The organism is Listeria rocourtiae subsp. hofi (assembly GCF_963575615.1).
GTDB classification, from domain to species: Bacteria; Bacillota; Bacilli; order Lactobacillales; family Listeriaceae; genus Listeria_A; species Listeria_A hofi.
The window spans coordinates 41,579-68,360 of the sequence record NZ_CAUYTL010000006.1 but is presented as its reverse complement, the minus strand read 5'-3'; the positions used below and the strand labels follow the sequence as shown (position 1 = coordinate 68,360).

The 26,782-nt window shown below is 42.7% G+C and carries 21 protein-coding genes; 5 read left to right on the top strand and 16 right to left on the bottom strand.

Annotation, left to right across the window (positions count from 1 at the left end; all coding sequences use genetic code 11):
- Positions 1-25: 25 nt before the first annotated feature.
- Positions 26-1,489 (bottom strand): AcpB/EbpR/MafR family transcriptional regulator, encoded by a 1,464-nt coding sequence (locus tag R8925_RS04790; RefSeq protein ID WP_430534772.1) that lies wholly within the window; start codon positions 1,487-1,489, stop codon positions 26-28.
- 291 nt (positions 1,490-1,780) lie between these two features.
- Here R8925_RS04790 and R8925_RS04785 point away from each other — a divergent pair, with 291 nt between their 5' ends.
- A complete protein-coding gene (locus tag R8925_RS04785) occupies positions 1,781-4,303 on the top strand; it encodes a toxin Cry1Ac domain D-VI-related protein (protein WP_430534771.1) in 2,523 nt (840 codons plus the stop codon).
- 62 nt (positions 4,304-4,365) lie between these two features.
- Here the strand turns inward: R8925_RS04785 and R8925_RS04780 are convergent, their stop codons facing one another.
- The 9 genes from R8925_RS04780 to tadA form a co-directional block, all read right to left on the bottom strand.
- Positions 4,366-5,532 carry an MFS transporter gene (locus R8925_RS04780; protein WP_430534770.1) on the bottom strand — a complete coding sequence of 389 codons (1,167 nt, stop codon included), beginning with the start codon at positions 5,530-5,532 and terminating at the stop codon, positions 4,366-4,368.
- A 23-nt stretch (positions 5,533-5,555) separates the two neighbouring features.
- Positions 5,556-6,356: an HAD-IIB family hydrolase gene (locus R8925_RS04775; protein WP_430534769.1), complete on the bottom strand. Its 801-nt coding sequence runs from the start codon at positions 6,354-6,356 to the stop codon at positions 5,556-5,558.
- The gene (locus tag R8925_RS04770) at positions 6,357-6,611 is read right to left on the bottom strand and encodes a hypothetical protein (RefSeq protein ID WP_430534768.1); all 255 of its coding nucleotides are present in this window, start codon (positions 6,609-6,611) and stop codon (positions 6,357-6,359) included.
- A gap of 15 nt (positions 6,612-6,626) precedes the next feature.
- Positions 6,627-7,619: an ROK family protein gene (locus R8925_RS04765; protein WP_430534767.1), complete on the bottom strand. Its 993-nt coding sequence runs from the start codon at positions 7,617-7,619 to the stop codon at positions 6,627-6,629.
- A gap of 260 nt (positions 7,620-7,879) precedes the next feature.
- On the bottom strand, positions 7,880-9,622 hold the full coding sequence (cydC, locus tag R8925_RS04760) for a thiol reductant ABC exporter subunit CydC (RefSeq protein WP_430534766.1): 1,743 nt from the start codon (positions 9,620-9,622) through the stop codon (positions 7,880-7,882).
- Positions 9,623-11,338 (bottom strand): thiol reductant ABC exporter subunit CydD, encoded by a 1,716-nt coding sequence (cydD, locus tag R8925_RS04755; RefSeq protein WP_430534765.1) that lies wholly within the window; start codon positions 11,336-11,338, stop codon positions 9,623-9,625.
- A complete protein-coding gene (gene cydB, locus R8925_RS04750; RefSeq protein ID WP_430534764.1) occupies positions 11,338-12,351 on the bottom strand; it encodes a cytochrome d ubiquinol oxidase subunit II in 1,014 nt (337 codons plus the stop codon). The genes cydD and cydB overlap by 1 nt, the downstream gene beginning before the upstream one ends.
- A gap of 1 nt (position 12,352) precedes the next feature.
- Positions 12,353-13,777: a cytochrome ubiquinol oxidase subunit I gene (locus R8925_RS04745; protein ID WP_430534763.1), complete on the bottom strand. Its 1,425-nt coding sequence runs from the start codon at positions 13,775-13,777 to the stop codon at positions 12,353-12,355.
- Positions 13,778-14,222: 445 nt separating this feature from the next.
- A complete protein-coding gene (gene tadA / locus R8925_RS04740) occupies positions 14,223-14,696 on the bottom strand; it encodes a tRNA adenosine(34) deaminase TadA (RefSeq protein ID WP_430534762.1) in 474 nt (157 codons plus the stop codon).
- Between the two features lie 140 nt (positions 14,697-14,836).
- On the opposite strand from tadA, the gene R8925_RS04735 reads away from it, so the two are divergent.
- The 3 genes from R8925_RS04735 (at position 14,837) to R8925_RS04725 (ending at position 17,191) form a co-directional block, all read left to right on the top strand.
- Entirely contained in the window at positions 14,837-16,420 is a 1,584-nt protein-coding gene (locus R8925_RS04735; RefSeq protein ID WP_430534761.1) for an acetate--CoA ligase, read from the top strand.
- Positions 16,421-16,492: 72 nt separating this feature from the next.
- Positions 16,493-16,933, top strand: coding sequence for a GNAT family N-acetyltransferase (locus R8925_RS04730; protein ID WP_430534760.1), 441 nt, complete (start codon positions 16,493-16,495; stop codon positions 16,931-16,933).
- A 153-nt stretch (positions 16,934-17,086) separates the two neighbouring features.
- Positions 17,087-17,191: a type I toxin-antitoxin system Fst family toxin gene (locus R8925_RS04725; protein WP_430534759.1), complete on the top strand. Its 105-nt coding sequence runs from the start codon at positions 17,087-17,089 to the stop codon at positions 17,189-17,191.
- Positions 17,192-17,684: 493 nt separating this feature from the next.
- Here R8925_RS04725 and R8925_RS04720 read toward each other — a convergent pair whose 3' ends face one another.
- The 4 genes from R8925_RS04720 to yicI all read right to left on the bottom strand — a co-directional run bounded on the left by R8925_RS04720 (position 17,685) and on the right by yicI (position 23,366).
- On the bottom strand, positions 17,685-18,986 hold the full coding sequence (locus tag R8925_RS04720; protein ID WP_430534758.1) for a right-handed parallel beta-helix repeat-containing protein: 1,302 nt from the start codon (positions 18,984-18,986) through the stop codon (positions 17,685-17,687).
- Positions 18,987-19,178: 192 nt separating this feature from the next.
- Positions 19,179-19,520: a type II toxin-antitoxin system PemK/MazF family toxin gene (locus R8925_RS04715; RefSeq protein ID WP_430534757.1), complete on the bottom strand. Its 342-nt coding sequence runs from the start codon at positions 19,518-19,520 to the stop codon at positions 19,179-19,181.
- Between the two features lie 134 nt (positions 19,521-19,654).
- Positions 19,655-21,040, bottom strand: a complete 1,386-nt coding sequence (locus tag R8925_RS04710; protein WP_430534756.1) for a glycoside-pentoside-hexuronide (GPH):cation symporter — start codon at positions 21,038-21,040, stop codon at positions 19,655-19,657.
- A gap of 58 nt (positions 21,041-21,098) precedes the next feature.
- Positions 21,099-23,366 carry an alpha-xylosidase gene (gene yicI, locus R8925_RS04705; RefSeq protein WP_430534755.1) on the bottom strand — a complete coding sequence of 756 codons (2,268 nt, stop codon included), beginning with the start codon at positions 23,364-23,366 and terminating at the stop codon, positions 21,099-21,101.
- A gap of 146 nt (positions 23,367-23,512) precedes the next feature.
- On the opposite strand from yicI, the gene R8925_RS04700 reads away from it, so the two are divergent.
- A complete protein-coding gene (locus tag R8925_RS04700) occupies positions 23,513-24,667 on the top strand; it encodes an ROK family protein (protein ID WP_430534754.1) in 1,155 nt (384 codons plus the stop codon).
- Positions 24,668-24,726: 59 nt separating this feature from the next.
- Here R8925_RS04700 and R8925_RS04695 read toward each other — a convergent pair whose 3' ends face one another.
- Positions 24,727-25,182 carry an ASCH domain-containing protein gene (locus R8925_RS04695; protein WP_430534753.1) on the bottom strand — a complete coding sequence of 152 codons (456 nt, stop codon included), beginning with the start codon at positions 25,180-25,182 and terminating at the stop codon, positions 24,727-24,729.
- A 108-nt stretch (positions 25,183-25,290) separates the two neighbouring features.
- A complete protein-coding gene (xylB, locus tag R8925_RS04690) occupies positions 25,291-26,775 on the bottom strand; it encodes a xylulokinase (protein WP_430534752.1) in 1,485 nt (494 codons plus the stop codon).
- Between the last annotated feature and the right edge of the window lie 7 nt (positions 26,776-26,782).

The following is a 26,782-nucleotide window of genomic DNA, read 5'->3' as shown; positions in this document are numbered from 1 at the left end:
CCACGCTTCTTTGCTCCTATCGTTCCTACTCCATATCAAAAATAAGGTTGTTTATCTTTTCCCAATCTTGATCTGTAGGCATACGTTCCGTTCTGTATTTAATGCAATCAAGCCTTTCACCATCCTCCTTGTAGTTATATATCACAATATCCACCCCCAATTCCTTAGCTACTTTATTCGTAATGTGTTGATTCACAAGAAAAGTTATCTCTATATTTGAATTTATAAAACTTTTTACTAGAACATTCAAATAATTCAGGTAAGATTTTTTGCCATCAAAAGCAAACAAAATATGTTTTTTTCTCTGTGTTCTATTCTGATGCGAAAAATAGGTAAACATCGCAAAATTAACCGCAACATCCTCTATATACTCTATCCCAAACTTTTTTTCAATCGGTGCATCAGTCAATATTTCTAACCACTTGCTATACATAGTTGGATGTCTATGCTTAATAAGTCTATTTACCTCAGTGCTGTTTCTTTGGAAAAGAGGTGTTAACTGAGTAAGGAAATAGATATTCCGCAAGTACATCACATATAAAGAAAATATTTCTGGTTCCGGTAATTCCTTTTCTAGCTTCTTGAAAGCATCTACTAAAAATCGATTAATTATTTCTAAATTCTCTGTGTCTATCAAGCCTTTTATATCAACTGTCTCGCTCTCCTCATACACGTAGTTGTCCAGCGATAATAAGCTACCATACATGAACTCATCTTCTGTCATATATTGTTCCTCAATACCAGGAAAATAATTTTGCCCCGATTCAGGCATGAACTTATGCGTTGACAACTGTCTTACTGACTCCTTCAAACGCCGGTCTAATAGAATCGTATGTCCCTGCTCCAACCGTTTCCTTATCACCATAATCCAATACAAAGCGCTCCGATGTTGTGTCGCTATTTTACGATTCATCTTACCTATAAACGTACTATACCACCGATGAAAAATCTCTCTATCTTGCTCTGTTGGCCTGTTCATAGAAGAAATGTCATTCGTATTGTAGAGAAAATGAAAATAGAAATGACGAATATTCACTTCATCACCAACAATTGTCACAGGGGTTAACGTCAAATCCAATTTAAATTCCTTTAATATCTTTTTCAGATAACCCAAATAACGATACAACGTTGAGGTTGATAAAAATAAATCATCAGCCCATTCATCAATAGTTAGAAATATCTCATCATACACATTATTAACAATCCTATATAGTGGTGATTGTTCTGCGATTTGGACAACTAAATCTTCAATTAAATGCATGTTACTAACAGTGTATCCAGAAATGGAACTAAACTCCACAATAATATCTTCCGGCAAGATATATTCCAAATCCTTCATATCTCGAAATAACGTCCGTTTAGAAGTTCCAAACTCCTCTGCAATCTCATCCAGTGTTATTGGATAGTTGGCCTCATAAATAGCTGTCAACAATTTAATTTGGCGTTTTATCTTTTTATCAGCAACTAATTGTGAAAAAAAATGATTCATGATAAACCCTCCTTCAAATGATATATATCTTTTCCATGTTACCGTTTCTACTTGAAAATCATTTCCTATATCATTCCTCCTTTCTAAAAAAATAGATATTCCATATCATTCCTCCTTTCTGCGACTCATTATAAATGCAATATCAACTTTATCGCAACTTTTTATTTTAAAAATGACACTTACAACTGACAAAAGTGAATACACAATTTTCGGCTTCGATGGTTAAAATAGAGTTATCAGCAAGAACCACACAGACAAAGAAAGCAAAAAATTCGAAAGAGGTTATTATTTATGAAAATGAAAAAATTAGTCAGCACGCTAGCACTAACGTCTATTGTTGGAGCTAGCTTTATGACACCCTTTCAAGCATTATCAGTTGCGGCTGAAGAAAATGCAATTATCATTGGACCTACAGGAAACTATACTAACACCCCAGTCGGACCGAATCTCATCAGCCAAGACTTCACAACAATCAATAACAAATTCAAAGATTACCAAATCAGTGAATCGAGCATTATAACAAACCCAGATCCCTCAAAAACGCCAACCTTGTACAACGATAGCAACTGGTTACGTACAAATATCAACTCCACTCAAGCAATTTCCGCAACTAACCCATTTAGTTACTCCACACGTGATACAGCAGTTACTGCAGAAAAGAAAGCGTATATTGCGACAACTATCCAAACAGAACCTGGAAAATTATATCAGTTTAAATATGACACGAAGCTCTATAATACAGGCGGTTTTGCTACAAGCCCACAAAACGGTCTCATCAAAATGAACGCGCGAGTAGCAACACACACTGGTAATGTGACATACAAAAGTAATTCGTATACTTTAGCTGGAAGATCTGCAGAAACCGTAACGAATAAGGATGAAATTATTGAATTTAGAGCGACTTCCGATAAAACCGTTATTTCAGCAGAAATGTCCTACCAGAATCTTGGTACGAACACTGGCTATCATTTTGCTGCTATGAGTAATTATTCTGTAAAAGAAATAGATGAAGCGGCAAACCAAGAGGCACGGGATACTGTAGCTAACCTATTTATCGATAAAGAAGTGACTGGTACTATAGACAACAACACGGATCAAGCAGCAATAGATGCCGCAAAACTACTAGTGGACGCTATACTATCTGATAGCGTACGAGCAGAATTGCAAAATCAATTAAACGAAGCTCAAACGCAACTAAATACTCGTAATGAAGTAATTGCAGCCGAAAAAGCCCGTGAAGAAGCTGCAGAAAAAGCTGTGCAGGAACTATTCACAGGAGATGATTCAACCAATAACACCCTTAAAAACACAACGTCACAACAAGAAATTGACGCCGCAAAAAAATTAGCAGACGCAGTCACTGATCCTACTAAAAAAGCAGTACTACTAGAAGACTTAAATAAGGCTCAAAACCTACTAAATATACAAACAGCCGAAAACGCACGCCAAGATGCGGCTGAAAATGGCTTAAAAGAGTTGTTCAATAATAATGATTCAAACGGAACAATCAAAGACACAACTACCCAAGAAGCTATTGATACCATCCAAGATCTGATAAATACAGTCACAGATCCAGCAAAAAAAGCAGCGTTACAAACCGAATTAGACAACGCACAATCACAATTAGATACACAACTTGCCCTTCAAAACAACGCAAAAACCACCGTCGATAACTTGTTTAGCGACACCAACCATACAAATCTAGCGAACGGCGTAGCCCAAACTGACATCGACAATGCAAAAAATCTCGTAAACCAAGTCACAGACCCGACTATTAAAGCCACTTTAGAACAAGATATCGCAAAAGCTCAAGCGTTGTTAGACACCAAAAATGCAGAAATCGCCAATCAATTAGCCGCCGAGAATACAGTCAAAGCCTTATTCGACAACGATGATACGAAAGGTACTATCAAAAACACGACGGACCAAGCTGCTATCGACGCTACCCAACAACTCGTAAACACCGTGATCGATCCAGCCAAGAAAATCGAGTTACAACAAGCGATCAACAAAGCACAACGCCAACTCGCACTCGGTGAAGTCACGATCGACACTTATACTGTAGGCAACCACAACATCACAGGAACAACGAAAGCAGGCGTAACAAAAGTCGGCATCTATGTGAACGGTAAACTCATCCGCACAGCTGCCGCAAGCAATGGCACGTATCAAATCTACGCTAGCACAACACCCGAACTACAAGTCGCTGGGCAAAGCTTCGAAGTCGCACCAATCGCTACAGACGGCACAATTGGACTCAAATCAAGCTCGATAGTTTCTGCGAAAGTAGTACCAGAAAAAATTGCTAAACCAATGATTGACGACTACTTCAAAGGCACAAACTACATCACAGGTACAGTCTCCTCTGAAGCGAAGAAAATCGCGCTTTACATCGACGGTCAATTCGCCCGCTACGGCGCCGTTACAGGTGACACATTTAAGATCTATGCATCCGATATTGCCTTGCTCAAATCAGAAGGTCAAACATTCGAAGTAGTTGCTGTAGATAGCCTTGGCAACGAAGGCGAACGCGCTTCTGCTAACGTAAAAGTAAAAACCATCAAAGGTAGTGTCATGCCTAACGAAACAACAACACTTTCCACTTACAACACAGGTACAGTCGCAGGCGACGTTCACATGATTGCACTCTATGTAGACGGTAAGTTTATCCGCTATGGTGCAGTCACTGGAACAGACTACAAAGTATATATTTATGACGTCCCAGCTCTACGCATCGCCGGTACTATTTTTGAAGTAAAAGCATTAGACACAGCTGGTAACGTTCTCTACACTTCCTCACAAACTGTTCAATAAGTCAACCAAAAATACCCCGAGTTCTCATGAATCACAAAGAACTCGGGGTATTTTTATGATACCTACTTTATCTTCGCCACATTACTCGTAAACAAGCCCGCCACACAAATTGCGATAAGCACGAAAATAAACGCGTTAAGCAAACCAAAATGATTCGCTAAAAAACCAAGTAGCGGTGGTCCTGCAAGTGATGCACTATATCCAGCCAACGTCACCAAACTTACACGCCGCACCGCAAACTGACTCTCATCCCCAGCTGCTGAAATCGTCATTGGGAAACCGAGCGAAGCGCCAAGTCCCCATAAGAAAATCGCGATAACACATAGAACGATAGAAATTTTCAAAATAACGAGTAGCAAGCCAACGGCAGCAAGTGCTACAGCGATGCGGAGTAACAACACACGGCCGTACGTATCAATTAGACGACCACTCACCAACCGCCCGCTAATCATACCAGTCAAGAAAACGCCATAAATAATCGTACTAAAACTGTGTGAAACGTTATAACCATCCACCATCGCGAGCGGAATCCAGTCATTCGCCGAGCCTTCAACAAACGCGAGACAGAGTGCCATAAGCGCCAGCGCTACCGTCCGCTTGTTCAACCACAAACGTCTGTCCAGAGCCCTTTCCTCCGCACTCACATTCTTATCCGCTACCGAATCTTTACCAATTCCCGCCGGCACAAACCGCGTTGAAGTCATCAGAATCATGAACAACAAACACGCCATAATCGTCAAATGCCAACTGACCGATATGCCTAATTTGATAAAAAGCGCTCCGATTCCAGCTCCCACAAGCGTTCCGATACTAAACGCCGCATGCAAGACTGGCATAATTGTTTTTTGAATCCGATACTCAATCTCGGTTCCTTCCAGGTTCATCGCAACATTACACATTCCCGCGCCCATTCCAAAAATAAATAGCGCCGCGAAAACCACGATTTGTCCAGCCATAAGCGCACCAATCGAAAGCGTAATAAACCCACTAAACATGAAAAACGCACTCGTCATAATCGCAAATCTTCCGCCCCGCGCCCGCACAAAAAAGTTAGCCAGAACCAATCCGAGAATCGACCCCATCGACAACCCGAGCAAAATAATGCCCATCGTCCCAGTCGTCGCATGCAACGCGTCCCGCAATTCCGGCGTTCGCGAAATCCAACTCGAAAAACTAAATCCACACGTCGTAAAAATAATCAAAATCGCATAATACCATTTTTTCTCCATATAAACTCCTTTTTCTGCTACGTTCACTGCAATGTTAAAATCTGCTTAATCGTGCGCAATACTCCATCCTCATCGTTCGACCGTGTGATAAAATTAGCTACCTCTTTTGTTTCGGGAAAACCATTCCGCATCGCAAAACTATAAAGCCCGGCCTCCATCAACTCCAAATCATTCAGCCCATCACCGAAGACCATTGTTTCATCATGTGTCACGCCAAGAATCTCCTGTAGCCTAGCCACCGTTGTCCCTTTGTGAACGCCAACATCCGAAATATCAATCCAAGCCCCTTCTGAAGCCACAATATACGCCTTATCAAAAAATTCCTCCAATTGTGTCCGCGTCTGAAAGCTATCTTCTTTCACATCATAAATTGAAATTTTCACAAAATCAACATCAATTTCACTAAAATCAGCTACCCGACGCAATTCCGAATACGAGTATTTCATCCGATTAAAAAGCTCATCCGGAACCGTATCCTTCACAATCGCCCCCGCCGAAGTACAAGCAATAATCACATAATCTAGACGATACGCTTCCAATTTCGCAATCATCTCAAGCCCCAATTTATTCTTAATTAGTGACTCATAGACAAACTCCCCGTTTCGCTTAATCCGCGCTGCACTGTCACCTAGAATCCACAAATCTTTCGTATCCTCTGGCCCAAATAGTTGCTCCACACGATCACATTGTTTCCCAGTACAGGCTGCGAAAGCCACATTTTTACGTATCATCATTTCCTTTACTTCCTGGTACAATTCACGATTGAACTCGCCCTTGCTATCTAAAAAAGTACCATCCATATCCGTAATCACTAATTTAATCATCTATTTCACCGCTTCCCATAATTTTGCAACCAATGCTTCATTTTGAATACTATACGTAAATCCAGCGTCTTGAAATCTCAGCCCAGCACGATTACCTAACTCGTATGTCGCCAAGATTTTATGGATTGGAATAATCGTTACATAATCCGACTCCTGCTGAATCGCCATCATATACAAACTATTCTGCGACAGCTTACAACGCACATCATGCTCCCACTGACATTGGTGGTTCTCAACTTTCAACAATCCCCTCATTGCCAACACTCCTCACTATTTCAGGGTGAGATACGCTACACCTGACATCGCGAGCCACTGTAAGCCCGCCATGACATCCTCATCAAAAGAATCCGCGCAGAAAAATTGTGCCTTGTTCGGCTGATCTTGCAAAATCCCATTCTCAGATATTCGCAACTCAAACTCGGCCTGGCTCAGCCCCGCCATATGAATCACAAATGTATGCGGCGCCAAAAGACTATTGTAAATACCGATAATCTCCAACAAATTCTGCACCGATTCATCAAACGAACTTGCACATTCTTGACCAATCAACTGTGGCAAATACCGGGCTTCCCCCGCCAAGCCATCTTGACCTCTGAAAAGCCGATTATTGTGAAAGAGACTCGTGCCTGGCATACTCATCGGCAAATAATAAATTCCAACTACATAATCTGTTTCAGGAACTTTCACCGCTTTGCAGTAACCAATCGTTGCAAGATTTGCGTCATTCTCCACATAAACAGGGATTCCAAATCTGTCCCCTATCTCTGTCTCCAAATCCCAACCGTTGAGTGCATTGCGCCAACTAACCGCAATTTTAGAACCAATTGTCTTGCCAGGAATCGAGATTGCAATGCTTGTAACCGCTATTTTTTCTGTCAAAATTTCTTTGACAGCATCTACAACTACACCTACTTCTACCTCTTCCATCGGATAACATTTCCTCAGTTTCACATCCCCACGCATGTTCACAACGCGAGCAATAATATGTAATTTCCCAGCCGCCTCTTGAATCGAAATTAACATATAGTGCTCAAAATTATAGTTAAAATGATAATGCACAGACGGACGGCCAATTTTAGGATGAATCAATTCCCCACCGATAAACTCGCCAGCCTCCACTAGTTCTTTGACAAGCCCATTCACCGTAACCCTACTTATATCCGACTCACTCGCCAACTTCGCTTTCGTCGCTGAACCATGTTTGAACAAAACACTCCTGACTTTATCCAAATTCGCGACTTTCACCACATGCTTATTTTCCATTTATTTCACCACTTCAAAACATATTTAAAACACTTAATTAAGTTCCTTAATTATATAAAACTTAACCGTAAATGTAAAGCTTTTCTTAACGTAAAAAAATCACATGCATCACAATATACTCTCCTGCAACGCATCGATGTCTACTATTTTTTTGCACACTCAAAGTAAACTTCCTAATGCAAATATCAACTTTATCACAACATAAAAAAACCTGTTCTCATTGTCAAAAACAACAAAAACAGGCCTTTTTAATACTCTACTTATAATTTAATCGGACGATCCAATTCATACAAGTGACGATACCGCTCTTCGGTCTGTAACAATTCCTGATGCGTCCCGTCCATAATCACATCACCATTTTCCAAGAACAACACCCGATCCATTTTCTCCACACCAACAAGATGATGCGTCACCCAAACGAGCGACTTTCCTTGCAGCGTCTCAAAAATCGTGCCGAGCAATTCCTTCTCCGTAATCGGATCAAGCCCAACAGTAGGCTCATCCAGCACAACAATCGGTGTATCCTGCAGCAAAATCCGAGCCAGCGCAATCCGTTGTCGTTCGCCACCAGAAAAACGCGCGCCCATCTCCGTCATCTGCGTCCGATAACCATCCGGCATACTCATAATGAAGTCGTGCAGCTTCACCTGTTTCGCAACTTCCGCCACTTCCTCATCCGTTGCATCCTGATTACCCATCCGAATATTATTCAAAACGGTTGTATTAAACAAATGCGCCTTCTGATTCAGCATCGAAATCATCTCCGCGATTTGCGGTCTGAGCCTTGCGACATCATCTCCATTCAACGTTACCCTTCCGGATGTCGGCGTCAAAGCTCCTTGCACTAATTTCAAAAAAGTCGATTTCCCAGTACCACTCCGACCCAAAATCGCGACCTTCTCGCCCTGCTTCAACTCAAAATCCAAATCACGTAAAACCGGTGCCTTCGATTCCGCGTAACTAAAAGTCAGTTTCTCCGTGCGCAAAGTCACATTTTCCGTATCAATAGCGATTTTTTCAAGCGCCCCTTCCTCTTCCCAAGTCAGAAGTTCTGCATCTTCAATTTCTTCCAATCGCGTAATCGAATCCTTATAAAGCGAGCCATCACTGACTGCATTGCTCACCGGAATAAAGCTCTCCGATAATGCCAAAATCGCCAACACGAACGCTGCAATAAATGTTGGCTCAAAAACGCCATCCACAGCTTGCCGATTCGTCCAATACACCATCGAAAGCACCATGACACCGATAATCAGTTGCCCAACAAAGTCCCGCAACGACGCAAAACGCGCCTGCTTCGTCTCTGCTGCCAAAAGCAACTTCTCATCCGCCTCATAACTCGCAATAAAGTTTTTTTCACGTCCACTAAACATCCAGTCACTAATCCCGAATACCGCATCCGTGAATTTTTGATACAACTTATTCCGCTCCTGCTTCATGTACGCATTTTTCCCACGGGCATAAAGCAACGAAACCCAAGGCATCACAAGCACAAGCAAAGCAATATAGGCGAAAAATAAAATCGCGAACGGTATCGAAAAGACGCCGAGTGAGATCACAATACCGCCATACAAAACCATCGCTACAATATTCGGCAATAGCGTCGTCAAATAATAATTTTGCAAATGCTCAATATCATCCGATAACAGCCCCAAAATATCGCCCGTCCGATAACGCGAACGCATCAATAACGCCTGCGGTTCAATAATACGATACAAACGCACACGCATCTTAGCCAAAATTCGCAAAACGAGCGAATGACTCGCCAATCGTTCAATATACCGCGATACCGCACGCATAATCCCAAATGCCCGAACCCCAACGATCGGTACATAAATCAATAAAATCGTCTCCGGAATCGTTGCCGCTGTCGAAATCAAATACCCCGACGTAAACATCAACGCCCCCGTTGAAAATACTGTTAGCAAACCAAGCAAAATAACCCAGAGGAAAAGCATCCGATTTTGTTTAATATAAGGACCAATCCAGCTACTTTGTCTCATCTAGATCTCCTCCAATTGGGCTTTGATTAATTTCGCATAAAAGCCATTTTTCGCGAGCAATTCTGCGTGCGTGCCAACTTCCACAATCGCGCCATGATCAAGCACAATAATCCGGTCCATTTCAAGCATCCAATGCAACCGATGCGTCGCAAAAAAGACAAGACGATCCGCGAACAAATCAAGCATCGGCTGCTTCAACTCATACTCCGTCTCAATATCCAAATGCGCAGTCGGCTCATCCATCAGCACAATCCGGCGATCACTCAAAAACGCCCGCGCAATCGCAATCCGTTGCTCCTGACCGCCACTAAGTATGCGCCCAGCCTCACCAACAAGCGTATCGTAACCCTCATCAAGCTCCGCAACTAAATCACGCAACCCAGCCGCATTCGCCGCCTGCTCCACCGCTGCATCATCACTATCCGGCGCATAAAATCGAATATTTTCCCGTACAGTCTCATGGAACAAATAAGGATGTTGCGGAATATACGTCACCTGACTCTGCCAAGCCGCATCACGCAACCCCACACGCTCCTCCTCATTCCACAAAAATGCACCATCTGTCGGTTCCAAAAAACCACTTAAAACATCAATCATCGTTGACTTCCCAGCCCCCGTCGCACCGATAATACCGATTTTTTCAAAACCCGACACCGTAAAATTTGCCGCATCAAGCGATATCGGCGAATCCGGCTGGTGCTGCACCGTCACATTTTCCAAAGTAAATGATGTACTTGCGTCATAATCCAAAACTTGACCAGTCACAACCTCCGTCATATCCTTGTCAATAATCTCCTGAATCACACGTCCAGCCTCCTGCCCATCCAGCGTCGCATGATAGTCCGAACCAACCTCACGAACTGGTAAAAAGTACTCCGGAGCTAAAATAAGAATCGCGAGTGCCGGCTGCAAAATCATCGTCGACTCAATCAAGCCTAGCCCAAGAAACACCGCCACCGTTGCGACCGAAAGCATCGTAAAGAAGTCCAGCGCAAACGAAGACAAAAACGCCATCCGCAAAGTCCCCATCGTCGCTTTTCGATAATCCTCACTCACTTTCGCAATATTCCCCTCATGCGAGCGACTAATCCCGAGATACTTGAGCGTTTCAAGTCCTTTTAATGAATCCACAAAATGATTCGACAAAACCCGGTGCGTCTCAAACTGGCGATCCGCTTGAGCCCTCGTTGCCAGCCCAATCATCACCAAAAATAGAATCAAAATCGGTAACGTCAAAATTAGAATCACGCCCGATGTCGTATCTTCCATAAATACGTAGATTAAAATCATCGCCGGAATAATCGACATGTTCATCAACTTCGGCAAAAATAACTCCAAATAACGACGGAAATCAGCGACACCTTCCATGACCATCGTCACCACTTTTCCTGTCCCTTCCGCACTCGTAAATCGCGGCCCAAGTAGAAACAGTTTAGAAAGCAAAGACTCACGCATCGCAGTTCCCGTTTTTGCGGCATAGTCATATACAATTTTGCGTTTCCATACATTCAAAAAATGCCGTACGAGATAAGCCCCCGCAAAGAGGCCTAAATCGAACAGCGCGTCTGCCCACGAATCTCCGTGAAACAGTGTCGTAATCGCAGTTGCTAAGTATTTCGCCATCGCAATGATAGCCGCGCCCTGAACGATTGTCAGGACGGCTAGCATGGCAAGGATTGGTTTTATACCTTGGTATTTCAATAAATCTCTACCCATTAGTACGTCATTTTCTCCTTACTGGATACACGCTTGCGGAACACATAATAGCTCCAGATTTGATAACCTAGTACGAACGGCAAAAGCGTCAGAGCCACGATTGTCATTACTTTTAGCGAATAATCGCCGGATGCTGCATTATGAATCGTCAAATCATACAACGAACTCGTTGAACTAATCATGACACGCGGGAACAATCCTGCAAAAATCGCACCGATCGTCCCAACAATTCCAAGTCCACTAAAGGCAAACGCCCAACCTTCGCGCCCCTTCCAAAGCGCAAGCGCAGAGATTACGTAGAACACGACCGTTGCACCTATCATAATCGGTAACAAAATCGGGCGAACTTGGAAAATATCTGTATAGAAGAACGCCATCACCACAAAAATAGCAAGCACAGGAACTGTTACAAACCACATCCGTTTGGCAATACGAGTCGCGCGCTCACGAAGATCATCATGCGTACGAAGCGTAATAAATAGCAAACCATGGAAGTAACAAATCAGCGTTACCGTCAACCCACCCATAAGCGAGAACGGCGTAATGTAATCAAAGAATCCTGCATTCATATTCATCTCACTATTAATCGGCATTCCCGCAACAAGGGACGAGAACAAGACGCCAAGTAAGAACGGAGGCAAAATACTACCGATAAAAATAACCCAATCCCACGTCTTCACCCAAGCCTTCGTGTCATGTTTCCCGCGGAATTCAAACGAAACACCGCGACCAATGAGCGCCAGCAAGAAGAACACAAGTGGAATATAATACCCACTAAACATCGTCGCATACCAGTTAGGAAACGCCGCAAAAATCGCACCCCCAGCCGTCAGCAACCAAACCTCATTCGCATCCCAGAACGGACCAATCGTATTAATCAAAACACGACGCTCCAAATCATTCCGAGCAACAAAACGAGTCGAAATCCCAACACCGAAATCAAAGCCTTCCAAGAAAAAGAATCCGATGAAAAGCACAGCAACTAAAAGGAACCACAGTTCGTTTAATTCCATCTTAATTCGCCCCCTTTAAATCAAATGGATCGACAGACGCAGGCGCTTTTTTGCCTTTTTTCTTATCATGATTATGCGCGTCAGGTCCAGCCTTAATTTCACGAACAAATAGCCACACGAGTACAATCGCGAGCGCTAAATAAATCGCCGAAAACGCAATGAGCGAGAACAATATCGAGCCCGCCGAAACGTTCGGTGAAACCCCGTCTGCCGTTGACATGTAGCCAAAGACTACCCACGGTTGACGCCCAACTTCCGTCATAATCCAGCCCATTGAGTTCGCGATGAATGGGAAAGCAATCATCGGAATCATCAAACGTAGATACCATTTTGACGTTGTTAGTTTTTTACGCCATGCAAGGAAAGCTCCCCACAAGCCGAATAGAATCATCAACATACCAGAAAGCACCATAATACGGAAGCTCCAGAATGACGTTTTAACAGGAGGAATGTAGTTCATATCCGCCCCGAAACGATCTTTGTACTTCTCTTGATACTCTGCTTGTAGCGATTTCATACCTTGCACACTGCCAGAGAACGTCGAGTACGAAAGGAAACTTAGCGCATAGGGAATGTTGACTTCCCACGTATTTTTCTGGTTATCAACATCAATACCCGCGATCATCGTCCACGGTGCCGGATCGGCTGTATCTTCCCAAATCCCTTCCGTTGCAGCCATTTTCATCGGTTGTGTTTTAACGAGATATTGTGCTTGCTGGTGACCACTAAAGGCCGTACCAAAACCACCAATAATAACGAGCACAAGCGCGATTTGGAACGACTTACGGAAAAAGTCCACATCTTGCTTTTTAAGTAATTTGTATGCGCTGACCCCAGCCACAAAGAATGCCCCGGTCGCGAACGCACCAAAAATAACGTGTGGGAACTCCACAAGTAACTGTCCATTCGTAATAAGCGCCCAGAAATCATTCATTTCCGCACGACCATTAATTTCTTGGAACCCTACTGGATGTTGCATGAACGAGTTTGCTGCTAAGATCCAGAACGCAGAAAAAACCGTGCCCAGTGCAACAAGCCAAATACACATTAAATGTAATTTCTTATTCAAGCGGTCCCAGCCGAAAATCCATAGCCCGATAAACGTTGATTCCATAAAGAAAGCAAGTAGCGCTTCAATTGCAAGTGGCGCTCCAAATACATCCCCCACGAACCGCGAGTAATCTGACCAGTTCATTCCAAATTGGAACTCCTGAATAATCCCGGTTACAACCCCAACAGCGAAGTTAATTAAGAACAAATGCCCCCAGAACTTCGACATTTTTTTGTAGACTTCTTTTTTCTTCACAACATACAACGTTTCCATGAGAGCAACCATAAATACAAGTCCAATAGAAAGTGGTACAAATAAGAAATGGAACACAGTTGTTGATCCGAATTGAAGTCTAGCTAAGAAAAGTTTATCCACCTTTTTTCCTCCTTTTTGTGATATTCGGGCATTTAATCCCTTTTGTTTTGTGTTATTATAATTGGCCGACTCTTTACTATACACATTAATCACTTGTGAAAAACAGTGAATACAATTACGCTCGGTTGTATTTTAGTTCACAAATGTTTACGCAGAGAAAGAACAAATGCGAAAATCCCCTATTCCGCAAGAAATATTTCTATTTTCACACTTTGTCTATTTTCTCACATAAATATGAAAGAGTCGTCTAATTAGAATAAATTTTATCTAATTCTTATTCTATCTCATTTCAGCCTAAATTTGTTTAGTTCTTTTGGTTCTATTTTCATAAGGGAAAACATGGAGGGATAAAATGAGACAGACGGCTTAGTTAAGTACTATCAGTTTATTGCACATTTATTCACAAATGATAATATAATGGATGTTCCTTGCATTAAAATAGGCATTAAGACTCTTTTTGCTGTTTCTTTCTCGCACGCAAATCTCGGAAAAAATTAGTAAGGATAGCACCGCATTCATCAGCTAAGATTCCTGCTTCGACTTCACATTGATGATTGAAGCGCGAATCTTGGAGCAGATTCATGAGCGTCCCTGCGGTTCCAGCTTTTGGATCAACAGCTCCGTAATAAACGTTAGCGATGCGGGAAAGTAGAATCGCGCCGCTACACATTGGACAAGGTTCGAGCGTGACGTATAAATCAGCACCTTCTAGTCGCCATGCATCCTGAGTTTTACAGGCATCCTGAATCGCGAGGATTTCGGCGTGTGTGATGGCGTTTTTTGTTGTTTCACGGAGATTATGCGCTCGCCCGATAATTTCTCCATTAAGCACGACAACCGCGCCGATTGGTACTTCTCCTTTTTCACGTGCTTTTTCGGCTTCGATTAGAGCATCACGCATATAGCTTTCTTTAGACATGTATTGTTCTCCCCTCTTGATTATTCTTTATTTTAGCATAGGTATGCGGTTTGTGTCTTTTATTTGCTTTGGCTTGTTTGATATAGTACCATATATTAGTATCAGGTCATAAAAAACCTAAACCAAGGAGATGTTTCCAAATGAAATCAGAAAATTTAATTGCCCCTGAATTTTATAATATTACGGATGAGATTGCGCAGTTTGACTCAGAGAAGACGGCGTTGATTTGGGAAAATGAAGCTGGGATAGTGAAGGAATGGTCGTATCATCGATTATTAGAAACAGCTAATCGTTTTGCAAATGTGATGAAGGATTCTGGAATTGGAAAAGGTGACCACGTAATCGTTATGATGCCACGGCTGCTCGAGACGTACGCAGTTTACATGGGTATTTGGCTGACTGGTGCGATTATTATTCCAGCTTCAGAGCTTTTGAAGGCGCATGATTTGGAGTATCGGATTCATCATGCGGATGTGAGGGCAATCATTGCGGATGCGAGTTGTACAGCAGAATTTGATAAAATTATGGACATGCCGAGTGTTGTGACGCGAATTGTTGTTGGTAGAGATAGCGCGATTGATGGTTGGCAGAGTTATCAGCAGTTGGTTGATACCGCTAAGGTGCAATTTGAAAAAGTAGCCACGCGCAAGGATGATCCATGTTTGCTGGCCTTTACCTCAGGCACGACGGGAAATCCGAAGGGCGTTGTGCATGTACATGGCTGGGGTTATGCGCACATTCGAATTGCAGCAGATCACTGGTTGGATATTCGTGAGAGTGATACCGTTTGGGCAACAGCGGGGCCTGGCTGGCAAAAATGGGTTTGGTCGCCGTTCTTATCTGTTTTAGGCAAAGGCGCGACGGGCTTCATTTATAATGGGCGTTTTCGTCCTGCAAAGCAGTTGGAACTTTTGCAAGATAGGAAGGTGAATGTGTTGTGCTGTACGCCGACGGAATACCGTTTGATGGCGAAGGCGGATCATTTGGATACGTATGATTTGAGTCATTTGCGTAGCGCTGTTTCTGCTGGAGAGCCACTAAACCGCGAAGTGATAACAGTTTTTCAAGACAATTTTGACATTAAAGTGCGCGATGGTTATGGTCAAACCGAGAGTACACTTCTGATTGGTACGCTTGTTGATTTTCCGATTCGTCCGGGATCGATGGGCAAGCCGATTATGCCAGAGTACATGGCAATTATTGATGAAAATGGGCAACCTGTTGGCGTTGGTGAAATTGGCGATATCGCGATGCGCAAAGATTTCCCAGCGCTGTTCCAAGAATACTACAAAGAACCAGAGCGTTTGGAAAAAGCGATTCGTGGCGATTATTTCGTTTCCGGCGACCGCGCGTATCGTGATGAGGACGATTATTACTGGTTCCAGGGTCGCAACGACGATATTATCATTAGTTCCGGCTACACGATTGGTCCATTTGAAGTTGAGGATGCATTGACAAATCATCCGAGTGTGAAAGAGGTTGCTGTTGTAGCAAGCCCTGATGAGATTCGTGGTACGGTAGTGAAAGCTTTCATCGTTTTGAAAGACGAGTTTGTTGGCGATACAGCGCTTGTGAAAGAATTGCAGAATTTCACGAAAGAACACACCGCGCCGTATAAATATCCACGACGTATCGAGTTTGTCGAAAGCTTACCAAAAACCGATTCCGGAAAAGTTCGCCGAGTGACTCTGCGTGAAGCAGAATTCGCGAAAACCGCACAATAATCGTTGCTAAATCCCGAAAAATTGGGTACAATCATTCCAAGTAACTTGCTTTTGAGAGAGGGAATGGTATAGATGGAAACACGGTTTATAGAAGCCACCCAAACACACGATTTGCGCCACCGCGTGCTGATTCCGGATCATCCAGTGGAGGCACTTGTCTATCCAGGAGATGAGGATAAGACAACGTTTCATGTTGGGGTGTTTGATGACGACGAGCAGTTGGTTGCGATTGGGAGTTTTTACGAAGAATCTGACAGCCATTTTGAAGGTGCGAAACAATATCGATTACGCGGAATGGCTAGTGATTCTAAGGCGCGATTGCGCGGACTTGGAAAAGCTGTGATTGTGTTTGCTGAGGAGGAATTGGCTCGGCGTGATGCCGATTTGCTTTGGTGTAATGCGCGCGTAATTGCGATTGGATTTTATGAAAAAATGGGATTCTATTCGGTTGGCGAAGAGTTCGTAATTCCGAAGATTGGCGGGCATTATCGGATGGGGAAAGATTATAAGTGAGGAGTGGAATGCCTAGTTTGATTGGGCATTCTATTTTTTATTATGCGTTTTCAAAAATCGTGGTGAAAGTGCCAAGACCTGCTCAACATGTTATAATTAAGAAGCCGTCTACCTCTAGAGACGAGAACAGCATCTAGGGAAGGGGGGTAGATTATGTATATCTTTTTTTCCACCATTCTTGCGCCGGTCATTGTTGGTTGCATCCTTGCAATCTTCAATCACTGGTTAGAGACTCGACGCAAGAAAAAAAAGCAGTAGACGGTTTGCTAACCAAAAAAGAAGCCCCAATCTCTGGCAGGAGACTGGGGCTTCGCTTTGGGTAAATCATGTATACCTTTTTCCACGTTCATTATAACATACCTATATGCATATGTATATAAAATTTATTCGTAATGACTACTACAGAAATTAATATTCATACAGCATGGCAACCCTTACCAAACGTTTCCGTATACCTCCGTACCTTTCTTTCTCTAATTAATACCATACTCCCACTTAACGCTCACAAGAATATCACCAACTGAGTTCAATGTCATGCCAGTTAGTAAAAAAATATAGACCAAATAACACGGTAAAAACACTGATATCACATATTTCAAAATTCAACCGCTATCATCTCTTTCTCTCACAATTTGTTTGTATCAACTGTTTTTCCTTTTGAAAACGCATCAATATCTACTTTCTTGTTACACAAAATATACAGTTAAAAAAGCCACTCCAACAAGAAGCGACTTTCTCATTTTCTAGCCGTTTATTTCAAAATCACCGGATATTTCCCACTGAATTGATTACTGTTCAGCTTTAATATATTGATTTTAGGAATCACGGGAGCTTTTTCACGTAGAAAAAAAGCCTTTTTAGAGATGGTGCTACCGGCACGAGGTTTCACCGTATTTCTGGTAATTTGTACAAAGCCAATCGTCGCCCTGCCTTGCAAACTAAACAAATTTTGATAATTAGAGAGGCCTTTTAGAACGAATTGATTTCCTTGGATGGTCAGCCGATTCACTCTCCCAATCGGTATTGTATCGTAGTTGGCAGGTGCAGTATCTGTGTCTATTTTATTGTTTGAAAAGTTGAGTTGTTGCACAGTATAAGCGGTATTGTTACGCCATGCAATAACCACTGGCCGTAACTTTGTTTTTTCATTTTTGATGGTATTATGCGTTACTTCCACGCTTTTCGTTGAGCCATTGATTGCAATGAATTTGTTTAGAACATTATATGCGCGGTTATTCGTAATTTTGAAGTTCCCACCGGAGAGAACAATGCCTTCATCGGGAGAATTTGTAGTCCTTGTCTTGTTGAAGTCATTATTGTAAATATTCGCAATGGGGATATTTAGCAGATATAGACTATTATCAACGACAGCATTGAACGCGTTATTGTAGACGTTGAATTTGCTTATTCTATTGCCATTTACAACGATTGCTTGGTTTACTTTTGTAAATTCATTGTTGGAAATTGTGTAGTTGTCGCCGAAGTTTCCTTGGATGGTAATGCAGCGATTTAGCTCGTTTAGAACTCTGCCATATTGGTAGCCATTATTAATAAAGCGGTTATTGCGAATGGTTATATTCTTGCTATCCGTGAAGCAAATAGAACTATCTACCGCTCGCCAGCCATATGTTTTAGAGTAACCTGTGAAAAAACAGTTTTCCACGATGATATTAGTATTTTGATAAAAGTTCACAGCACCTCTCCCAACCAATGCCAAATCGAAAGTAACGTTCTTGATGGTAATGTTGTTGATACCTGACTGATAGTGGAGCAAGGATGGCGTCGTTGCATTTCCGTATCCTTTGAAGTTCGCTTTGATAGAGGAACCTTCTGGTGCGCCTTGGATACTACACTTCACATTCTTAATCGGTTCATTCACAACGTAGGTCACTTCTTTTTTACTTTTTAAAATGAGTTTGCCGCTGCCTGTCTTTTCAATGAGTGGCTTAAGGTCGACAATGCTAGCTGACTTTGCGCCTACGGAATTACCTAAGGAAATGAAACATAATACGATGAACATCAACGTAACACCAAACAAATAAAAATTTTTCAATGTCGCTCCTCCCTTGCTAACGTCATGATTTTATTTATTAGTTATTTCCCCAAAAAGGACAGCTGAAAACTAGTAGATAGACACTCAACGATACTGTATTTCACTCGGGGCTCTCACCTGTTAGCATTTACCAAAAAACAGGAAAATAAAAGACGCTGTTCGCTAATTTATTAGAACAACGTCTTCACCCTATTAAAAATCTAACGCTAAAGCATAATCCAAAGTTTGTTTTACAAGAATAAAATCTTCGCCTCGTAGCTTATCCGCAAACGTCTTGCTCTTGATTCTTTGCGTATCAAAACTATGGACTTGAGTGGCATTGATACGGCCTTTAATTTTATAGTCTTCCAAATCGACATACCCTTGAAAATTATTTCCACCCATAGTTATCAAACAAACAATGATATAATTCGTTTTCCGGTTGTAAGCATCTGATGACACAACGACTGCTGGATGGGTTCCTCGCATTTCTTTTCCTACTGACGGAGAAAAATTTAGCCATAAAATATCTCCCTGACTTGGCTTAGAGTCCATTGTTCAAATCCTTCTGTGTAGCATCCTCCCAAAACTCAGCATTTTTATCTTCTTGATACTCTAGCTCTGACGTGAAAGGATTCTCTATCTTAGGAGAAAAGATTAGCCCGCCCGCTAGCGCTTGTCTATTTCACTTACCCCTCATCCTTCAACTTCCTATTCCGCTCTGCCAACTCCACAAGATACATCTTCTCCTGCTTATCCGCTTTATAAAACAGCAACGCAATCGCTGCAATCGCAAAGCCGACAATCGGTATCCAAATAAAGTTAAACTCAATCGCATGTAGCGCGCTCGTGGATTGGACTTTATTCGCTTGGTATCCGCCCGCCGCTAGAATTCCCGCTGTCATCGCGCCACCAATTCCCATCCCGAATTTCGCGCCGAAACTAGACGCCGAAGTCAGCAAACCTTGCGCTCTTACGCCACTTTTCCATTCGCCATAATCGACAGTATCGGCAAGCATAACCGATAGTAAGCCCGAAATAAAACCAGTCCCAAACGCATTAATCACAACACCGAAAATGATAATCGGCACGCTCAAACTGTATGCACCAACGCCCATAATCACTTGTCCGATGATTGCCAAAACAAGCCCGCCAACCATTGTGTTCCGCTTACCTAATCTCCCAGCAACTGCCGGGGTCAACAGCAACGTCAACAGCGACCCGAACGCCAGCGCCATAATCATCGGCACCAAATCTTCACGTCCCAAGTTATACTTGAAAAAGTAAATGGTCGTCTGATTTTTCATCGTCATAGCCATCCAATAAATAAAATTCATCAAAATCATAATCGCCCATGGCCAATTGCGCTTAATCGCCTGAATACTGTCCTTCACGCGTACCACTTTTTGCACATTTTCAATTCGTTCTTTCGTGTTGAAAAAAGTGTTCAGTAATAATACCACAGCAACGATGGCAAAAATCAAAATTGTAAGGAAAAAGCCTTTTTGGTCATCTCCTTTTCCGAGTGCCGCTACGATTGGCAACGTGAATACGGTTACAATGATTTGTCCTAAAGTGCCACCAAATTGGCGTATCGTCCCCAAAACCGTCCTTTCTTGCGGATTATTCGTCAAACTTGGCAAAATCGATGTGATTGGCAGGTTCACGCAAGAATATAAAATACCTACTAAAATATATGTGATATAAGCCCATGCCAATTTTCCAGCGTCATCAAAGCCTGGTGTCGTAAAGGTTAACACGCACATGAGGCCAAATGGAATCGCGAACCAGAGGAAGAATGGTCGACTTTTGCCCCAGCGTGTGTTGGTGCGATCGATGAAAATCCCGATAATCGGTCCGTCAAAGGCATCAATCACGCGCGCGACTAGAAATAGAGTTCCAACCGCAGCTGCGCTCAATCCGTAAACATCTGTATAGAAAAACATTAAATAGGTCGAAATAACTTGAAATGCTAGATTACATGCAGTGTCGCTTAAACCGTAACTAATTCGTTCTTTCCAAGGCACCATCGCTTTCAATGGTTGTTCCGTCGATATTCTTCCTGTCGCTTCCATTACATCTCCACCTTTTTTAGTAGTCACCCATCTCGATGCGGAGACGGGCTCGATTTTTTTATGATAGTTTGATTATTTTTTCAGATGTTTCGTATGCTTTCGTCCCTGATTCATATTGTTTATGCCAGATGACTTCGTAGTTCGACAAACCTTCTGTGTGAACTGTTATTTCGGAATTGTTATTCTCCACGCGAATCGTTGCTTTTTGCGTGCCGTTTGCTTGGTAAATTACCGTTTCCATGCTCACATCTGCTTTTTCAAAACCGTATATATGAATCGTCGGATTTTCCGTATAATCATATTCTGCATGATCATCCCGCGAACCACATGCGATAATGCTATTTTCCTTTGCTAAAAGCGGAAAACTCATGTAATCGTGATGCTCGCTAACCCATGTGCCTCCGTCATACACCACGTCCGTCAAAATATTCGTCCATTTCCCTCTTGGTAGATAAAACTCGCCGCGACCTTCCTCGTTAAAAATCGGAGCTACGAGTAAATTCTCGCCCAGCATATACTGACGTTCAAGCGTTGCAGCAGCTGGATCATCCATGTATGAAAGCACCATCGGACGCATCATCGGGACGCCATCGTTGTGTGCCATCACCGCTTGCTTGAACAAGTACGGCATCAAACGCATTTTCAGTTTCGTAAATTTCCGCGTCACGTCCACCGCTTCTTCATCGAAAATCCAGGGCACCCTATACTCCACATTTCCATGATATCGGCTATGCGATGACAATAATCCGAACTGTGTCCAGCGTTTGTAAATGTCCGGCGTCGCGCCCTCCTCAAAACCGCCAATATCATGGCTCCAAAATCCAAATCCAGACAGCATGAACGACAACCCGCCACGCAACGATTCTGCCATCGAACTATACGTAGAAAGGCAGTCACCGCCCCAGTGAACCGGGAATTTTTGCGATCCAACCGTTGCTGATCTTGCGAATAGCACCGCATCTTGCTCACCACGCTTCTCCTTCAACAAATCAAAAACGACTTCATTATAAATATACGCGTAATAATTATGCATTTTTTCAGGGTCAGAGCCGTCGAAATACTGCACATCTGTCGGAATTCGCTCACCAAAATCGGTCTTAAATGCATCTACACCCATATCCATCAAATCACTCAACTTCTCACGATACCACGCACACGCCTCCGGATTCGTAAAATCAACAATCGCCTGTCCGCCTTGCCACAAATCCCACTGCCACACAGAACCGTCCCTATTTTTAATGAAATATCCGTTCTTCTTACCTTCCACAAAAAGCGCCGATTTCTGTGCAATATACGGATTAATCCAAACACAGATTTTCAAACCCTTAGCCTTCAATTTCGCCAGCATCTTCTCCGGTTCTGGAAAAACACGACGATCCCATTCAAAATTACACCATTCAAAGTCCTTCATCCAAAAACAATCAAAGTGGAACACATCCAGCGGTATATCGCGCTCCTTCATCCCATCAATAAACGCATTCACCGTCGCCTCGTCATAATCCGTACAAAACGAAGTACTGAGCCACAAACCAAAAGACCAAGCAGGCGGCAATGCAGGCTTTCCCGTCAAATCTGTATACTTTCGCAAAATTTCCTCCATTGTTGGACCATAAATAATCATGTATTCCAACGCCTCACCCATAACACTAAACTGATTTTTCGATACATGCTCTGAGCCTACCTCAAACGAAACATGCTCTGGATGATTCACGAAAACTCCATATCCTTTATTACTCACAAAAAATGGGATATTTTTGTACGATTGGTCACTGCTTGTTCCGCCATCCTTATTCCAAATATCCACTGTTTGCCCATTTTTCACGAAGTTCGTAAAACGCTCACCTAAACCATAAATATTCTCACCCACGCCCAAATCTAGTCGTTCACGTATGTAATTTTGTTCTGCAGACGTAATATAACCTTGTCCATTCACATCCGATTTCGTCAAAAGCTGCCCATCACCATAAAAAGCTAACGCATAATTTTCCTTATCAATTATCACTTTTAAATTACCGGACTGAATTGTAATCGCTTTCTCGTTATCTATCGTTTGCAACGGAACTTGCTGATCCATAATCCCAAACGCCGGCGACTTGCACTCTCCACCATCATGATGTTTCAAACGAACCGTCAAAACATCCTTCCGTGGCGAACTGATTTCTGTTGTCACCAACCCCAGATTCAGCGTATCTCCACGCGATTTAATTTTTTTGAAAGGAGCAAAAATCGTCGCTGTATCCGCTTTCAAATTATAATCAAAAACTTCTTTCGGATTCTGAATTTCAAAGCCCTCTTTTACAAGCCAAATCCCATCTGTAAACTTCATTTCTTATACCTCCCCACCAGGTTTGTTAGCATAATAAACTAACTAACATTATAATAATACGTATATAACATTTTGTCAAGCGCTTTCTTATTAGACAAACCCCTATTTTACAGCTACAATAGATAGGAGAATAAGGAGGTACCGCCATGTTTGCAAATCGAACAGGAATTAGAGAATCCAATGAACGCACGGTTTTGAGTGTCATCGTTAACGACGGTCCTCTTTCACGCGCGAACCTTTCCGAAAAAATCGGCTTGAATAAAGCCAGCGTTTCCGCAATCGTCAAGAAACTAATCGAACAGAACTTAATTAAAGAAACCGGTATCGGTGAAAGTACTGTGCAAGGTGGCCGCAAACCGATTATGCTTGAGCTGAATAAAGCTGCGGGTTTTGGAATTAGCATGGATATCGGCTACGATTACATAGATACAATGGTTCACTATTTAGATGGCACAATCCGAAATCGAAAATTGCTGCCTTTTCGCACCATCCAAAAAGCAACAATCATCACTGAATTAGTCAACATCATCCAGGAAATCACCGCCAAACTACCAAAATCACCTTTTGGTATCGTCGGTCTGACCATCGCAATTCACGGTGTCATCCATAACAACCAGATTATCTTCACGCCTGCCTATGATTTCACTGATTTTCCATTAGTAGAAGAACTCCAAGAACATGTAGATTATCCTGTTTTCTTGGAGAATGAGGCAAACTTACTGGCACTAAGTGAACACGCCAAAAACAGGCAAGATAGTAATCTTGTCTGCATCAGTATTCATGCTGGTGTTGGTGCTGGCATTATGATGAACGATACCCTTTATACGGGCGAAAACGGCCTGAGCGGCGAGATTGGTCACATGATTGTCCAAGCAAACGGAAACCCTTGCACATGCGGCGGAAAAGGTTGCCTTGAAACTTATAGCTCTGAAAAAGTAATTTTAGACACATATCGCGAGCTTTCAAAAAAACCAAAAGCAATCGTACCTGATTTATATCAAGCCTATGCTACGAATGATCCAACTGCGGTAAAGCTAATTGCAAGTATGGTTGACTATCTTAGCATCGCTGTTCACAATATCATCACGCTCTATAACCCGAAAGTAATCGCCATTCACAGCGAAATTAGCCGTCTAATTCCCGATTTCCCAGAGAAAATAAAACAACAATTACCGCGTTTAACTGCACAAAATATCGAAATAAAGAAGGTTAGCCTTGGTGAAGAAGCCATTTTATTCGGAGCTTCCGTTGTGACCATTTCCAACTTTTTAGAAATACCAACGTTTGAACTAAAAAATTAATATATAAAGACGCGTCCCTTCCACAAAATAGGTACGCGTTTTAAAAATACGACATTATATCAATAAACATCCATCACTTCAAACCTCTGGCAAACCAGCAATAAATCCGGTGTGAACGCAATTCCGTACTGCCCTAATTCCCACGTAAAAAACCTCACGTGCCCGTCATACCAGTACTCATAACTCAAATCGCCTTCTCCCTCTTCTCTTGCAAAGTCCCGCGTCACTTCATTCATTTTCACCAATTCGACTTCGGTATATCGGATAATCGCCAATGGTTCATTTTTGCCATCCAAAACGATATTGTATTCACCAACTTGCGGAATTGCCTCTCCCTCTATTTCATGAATGCGATGTGCCGCACATGTAGCGGTTTTAACGCCATTCACAACAAGCGCGCCTAAGTTGTCCGCCATTTCAGCTCCATCACCAAACGCCCATGCTTCTGGACACGCCGAATTCAATCCATTCTTTTTAGCAAACGTTTCCCAATATGATTCAATCAACACAAACATCCCCTCTTCCTATTTCTGCAAATAGTATAACATATTCTGTTTTTTCTCCAAAACCAATAATACATAATAAAAAGCCAAGTCGCATAAAATTGGACTTGGCTTTAACATCTAATTTAATCGTTCGCAAATCGGTTTTGTAGCTGGGTAAATCGCTTGATACGTCGCATAAAAATCGTCATATTTGGCATGATTCGCCATGTTTGGCTCAAACGTCGCTTTTTTCTTAATAAAAGCTGGAACTGCACTCGATAAGTCAGAGAATATGCCACTTCCAACAGCAGCAATCATCGCCGCGCCTAATGCTGGGCCTTGTTCGCTTGCCAACGTCTCGATTGTAACACCTAAAATATCCGCCTGCATTTGAAGCCAGTCCTCGTTCTGCGCTCCGCCACCGGTTGAAATAACAGCTGTAAAATGCTTTTGCGCACGCGTCTCCATTAAATGCATCGAATCCCGTAGCGAAAACGTGATTCCTTCAAGCACCGCTTTTGCAAAATGAGTTCGCGTATGACGCGCATCGATGCCAATAAAACTACCTCGAATTTTGCTATCCGCATACGGCGTTCTTTCCCCGACAATGTACGGCGTAAATAGCAAACCATCGGCACCAACTGGAATATCCTTAATCCCATCCAGCAACTCCGCATAACTCTCGCCGGGTGCAAACTGCTCCTTGAACCAGCTCAAACTATAACCTGCTGCAAGCGTCACGCCCATCAAATAATATCCATCTGGACTTGCATGGTGGAATAAATGCAAATCACCTTGGTAATCCTTATCCGCATCCGACTCATACGTCAAAAACACACCCGAAGTCCCGATACTAAGCATTGCTTTGCCTTCCTCCAAAATTCCTGTTCCGACCGCTGCACACGCATTATCCGCGCCACCAGCGAAAACTGGAATCCCACTCGGCAAGCCAATCATATCCGCTATCTCCGGCAACAATGTTCCAATCTGATCCGTCGAAGCAACTAAATCCGGACAAACCCCTTCAGAAATCCCGAACGCATCCAGAACCTCCGAGCTCCAAGTCCCCTGTGCCAAATCTAACAACAATGTTCCCGCCGCATCTGAATAATCCATATGCATCGTCCCCGTCAATCGGAATCCAAGATAATCTTTCGGCAATAAAAACTTCGAAACTCGCGTCCAAATCTCCGGCTCATGCTCCTTCACCCATAACAGTTTAGGCAATGTGAAACCTTCCAACGCCTTATTTTTCGTGATATTCAACAACTGTGACTCGCCCAACTTTTCCGTAATCGCCTCACACTGTCTCGTCGTCCGCACATCATTCCACAAAATCGCGCGCCGTAAAACTTCTGCCTCCGCATCTAGCAACACCAGACTATGCATCTGACCCGAAAAACTGATTCCCGCAATCTCCCGGCTCTCCGGATGCTTCCCTATCTCCGTAGCCGCGAAAACGAATGCATCAAACCAATCGCTCGGATTCTGCTCACTAAAACCAGTCTGATCCGCAAAAATCGGATACTCTGCAGAAGCCTCCGCAACTTTTTCACCATTTTCCGCAAAAAGCACCGCCTTTAGCGCACTCGTACCTAAATCAACACCAAGCACATATTTCATTTTTCAT

Bases quoted from the DNA above. Each gene is read 5' to 3' on its own strand.
- xylB (WP_430534752.1), bottom strand. From the start codon at position 26,775: ATGAAATATGTGCTTGGTGTTGATTTAGGTACGAGTGCGCTAAAGGCG.
- R8925_RS04730 (WP_430534760.1), top strand. From the start codon at position 16,493: ATGGAAACACGGTTTATAGAAGCCACCCAAACACACGATTTGCGCCAC.
- tadA (WP_430534762.1), bottom strand. From the start codon at position 14,696: ATGTCTAAAGAAAGCTATATGCGTGATGCTCTAATCGAAGCCGAAAAA.
- R8925_RS04775 (WP_430534769.1), bottom strand. From the start codon at position 6,356: ATGATTAAATTAGTGATTACGGATATGGATGGTACTTTTTTAGATAGC.
- R8925_RS04785 (WP_430534771.1), top strand. From the start codon at position 1,781: ATGAAAATGAAAAAATTAGTCAGCACGCTAGCACTAACGTCTATTGTT.
- R8925_RS04790 (WP_430534772.1), bottom strand. From the start codon at position 1,489: ATGAATCATTTTTTTTCACAATTAGTTGCTGATAAAAAGATAAAACGC.
- R8925_RS04765 (WP_430534767.1), bottom strand. From the start codon at position 7,619: ATGGAAAATAAGCATGTGGTGAAAGTCGCGAATTTGGATAAAGTCAGG.
- R8925_RS04780 (WP_430534770.1), bottom strand. From the start codon at position 5,532: ATGGAGAAAAAATGGTATTATGCGATTTTGATTATTTTTACGACGTGT.
- R8925_RS04700 (WP_430534754.1), top strand. From the start codon at position 23,513: ATGTTTGCAAATCGAACAGGAATTAGAGAATCCAATGAACGCACGGTT.
- R8925_RS04735 (WP_430534761.1), top strand. From the start codon at position 14,837: ATGAAATCAGAAAATTTAATTGCCCCTGAATTTTATAATATTACGGAT.
- R8925_RS04770 (WP_430534768.1), bottom strand. From the start codon at position 6,611: ATGAGGGGATTGTTGAAAGTTGAGAACCACCAATGTCAGTGGGAGCAT.
- R8925_RS04715 (WP_430534757.1), bottom strand. From the start codon at position 19,520: ATGGACTCTAAGCCAAGTCAGGGAGATATTTTATGGCTAAATTTTTCT.
- R8925_RS04725 (WP_430534759.1), top strand. From the start codon at position 17,087: ATGTATATCTTTTTTTCCACCATTCTTGCGCCGGTCATTGTTGGTTGC.
- R8925_RS04695 (WP_430534753.1), bottom strand. From the start codon at position 25,182: ATGTTTGTGTTGATTGAATCATATTGGGAAACGTTTGCTAAAAAGAAT.
- yicI (WP_430534755.1), bottom strand. From the start codon at position 23,366: ATGAAGTTTACAGATGGGATTTGGCTTGTAAAAGAGGGCTTTGAAATT.
- cydD (WP_430534765.1), bottom strand. From the start codon at position 11,338: ATGGGTAGAGATTTATTGAAATACCAAGGTATAAAACCAATCCTTGCC.
- R8925_RS04710 (WP_430534756.1), bottom strand. From the start codon at position 21,040: ATGGAAGCGACAGGAAGAATATCGACGGAACAACCATTGAAAGCGATG.
- cydC (WP_430534766.1), bottom strand. From the start codon at position 9,622: ATGAGACAAAGTAGCTGGATTGGTCCTTATATTAAACAAAATCGGATG.
- cydB (WP_430534764.1), bottom strand. From the start codon at position 12,351: ATGGAATTAAACGAACTGTGGTTCCTTTTAGTTGCTGTGCTTTTCATC.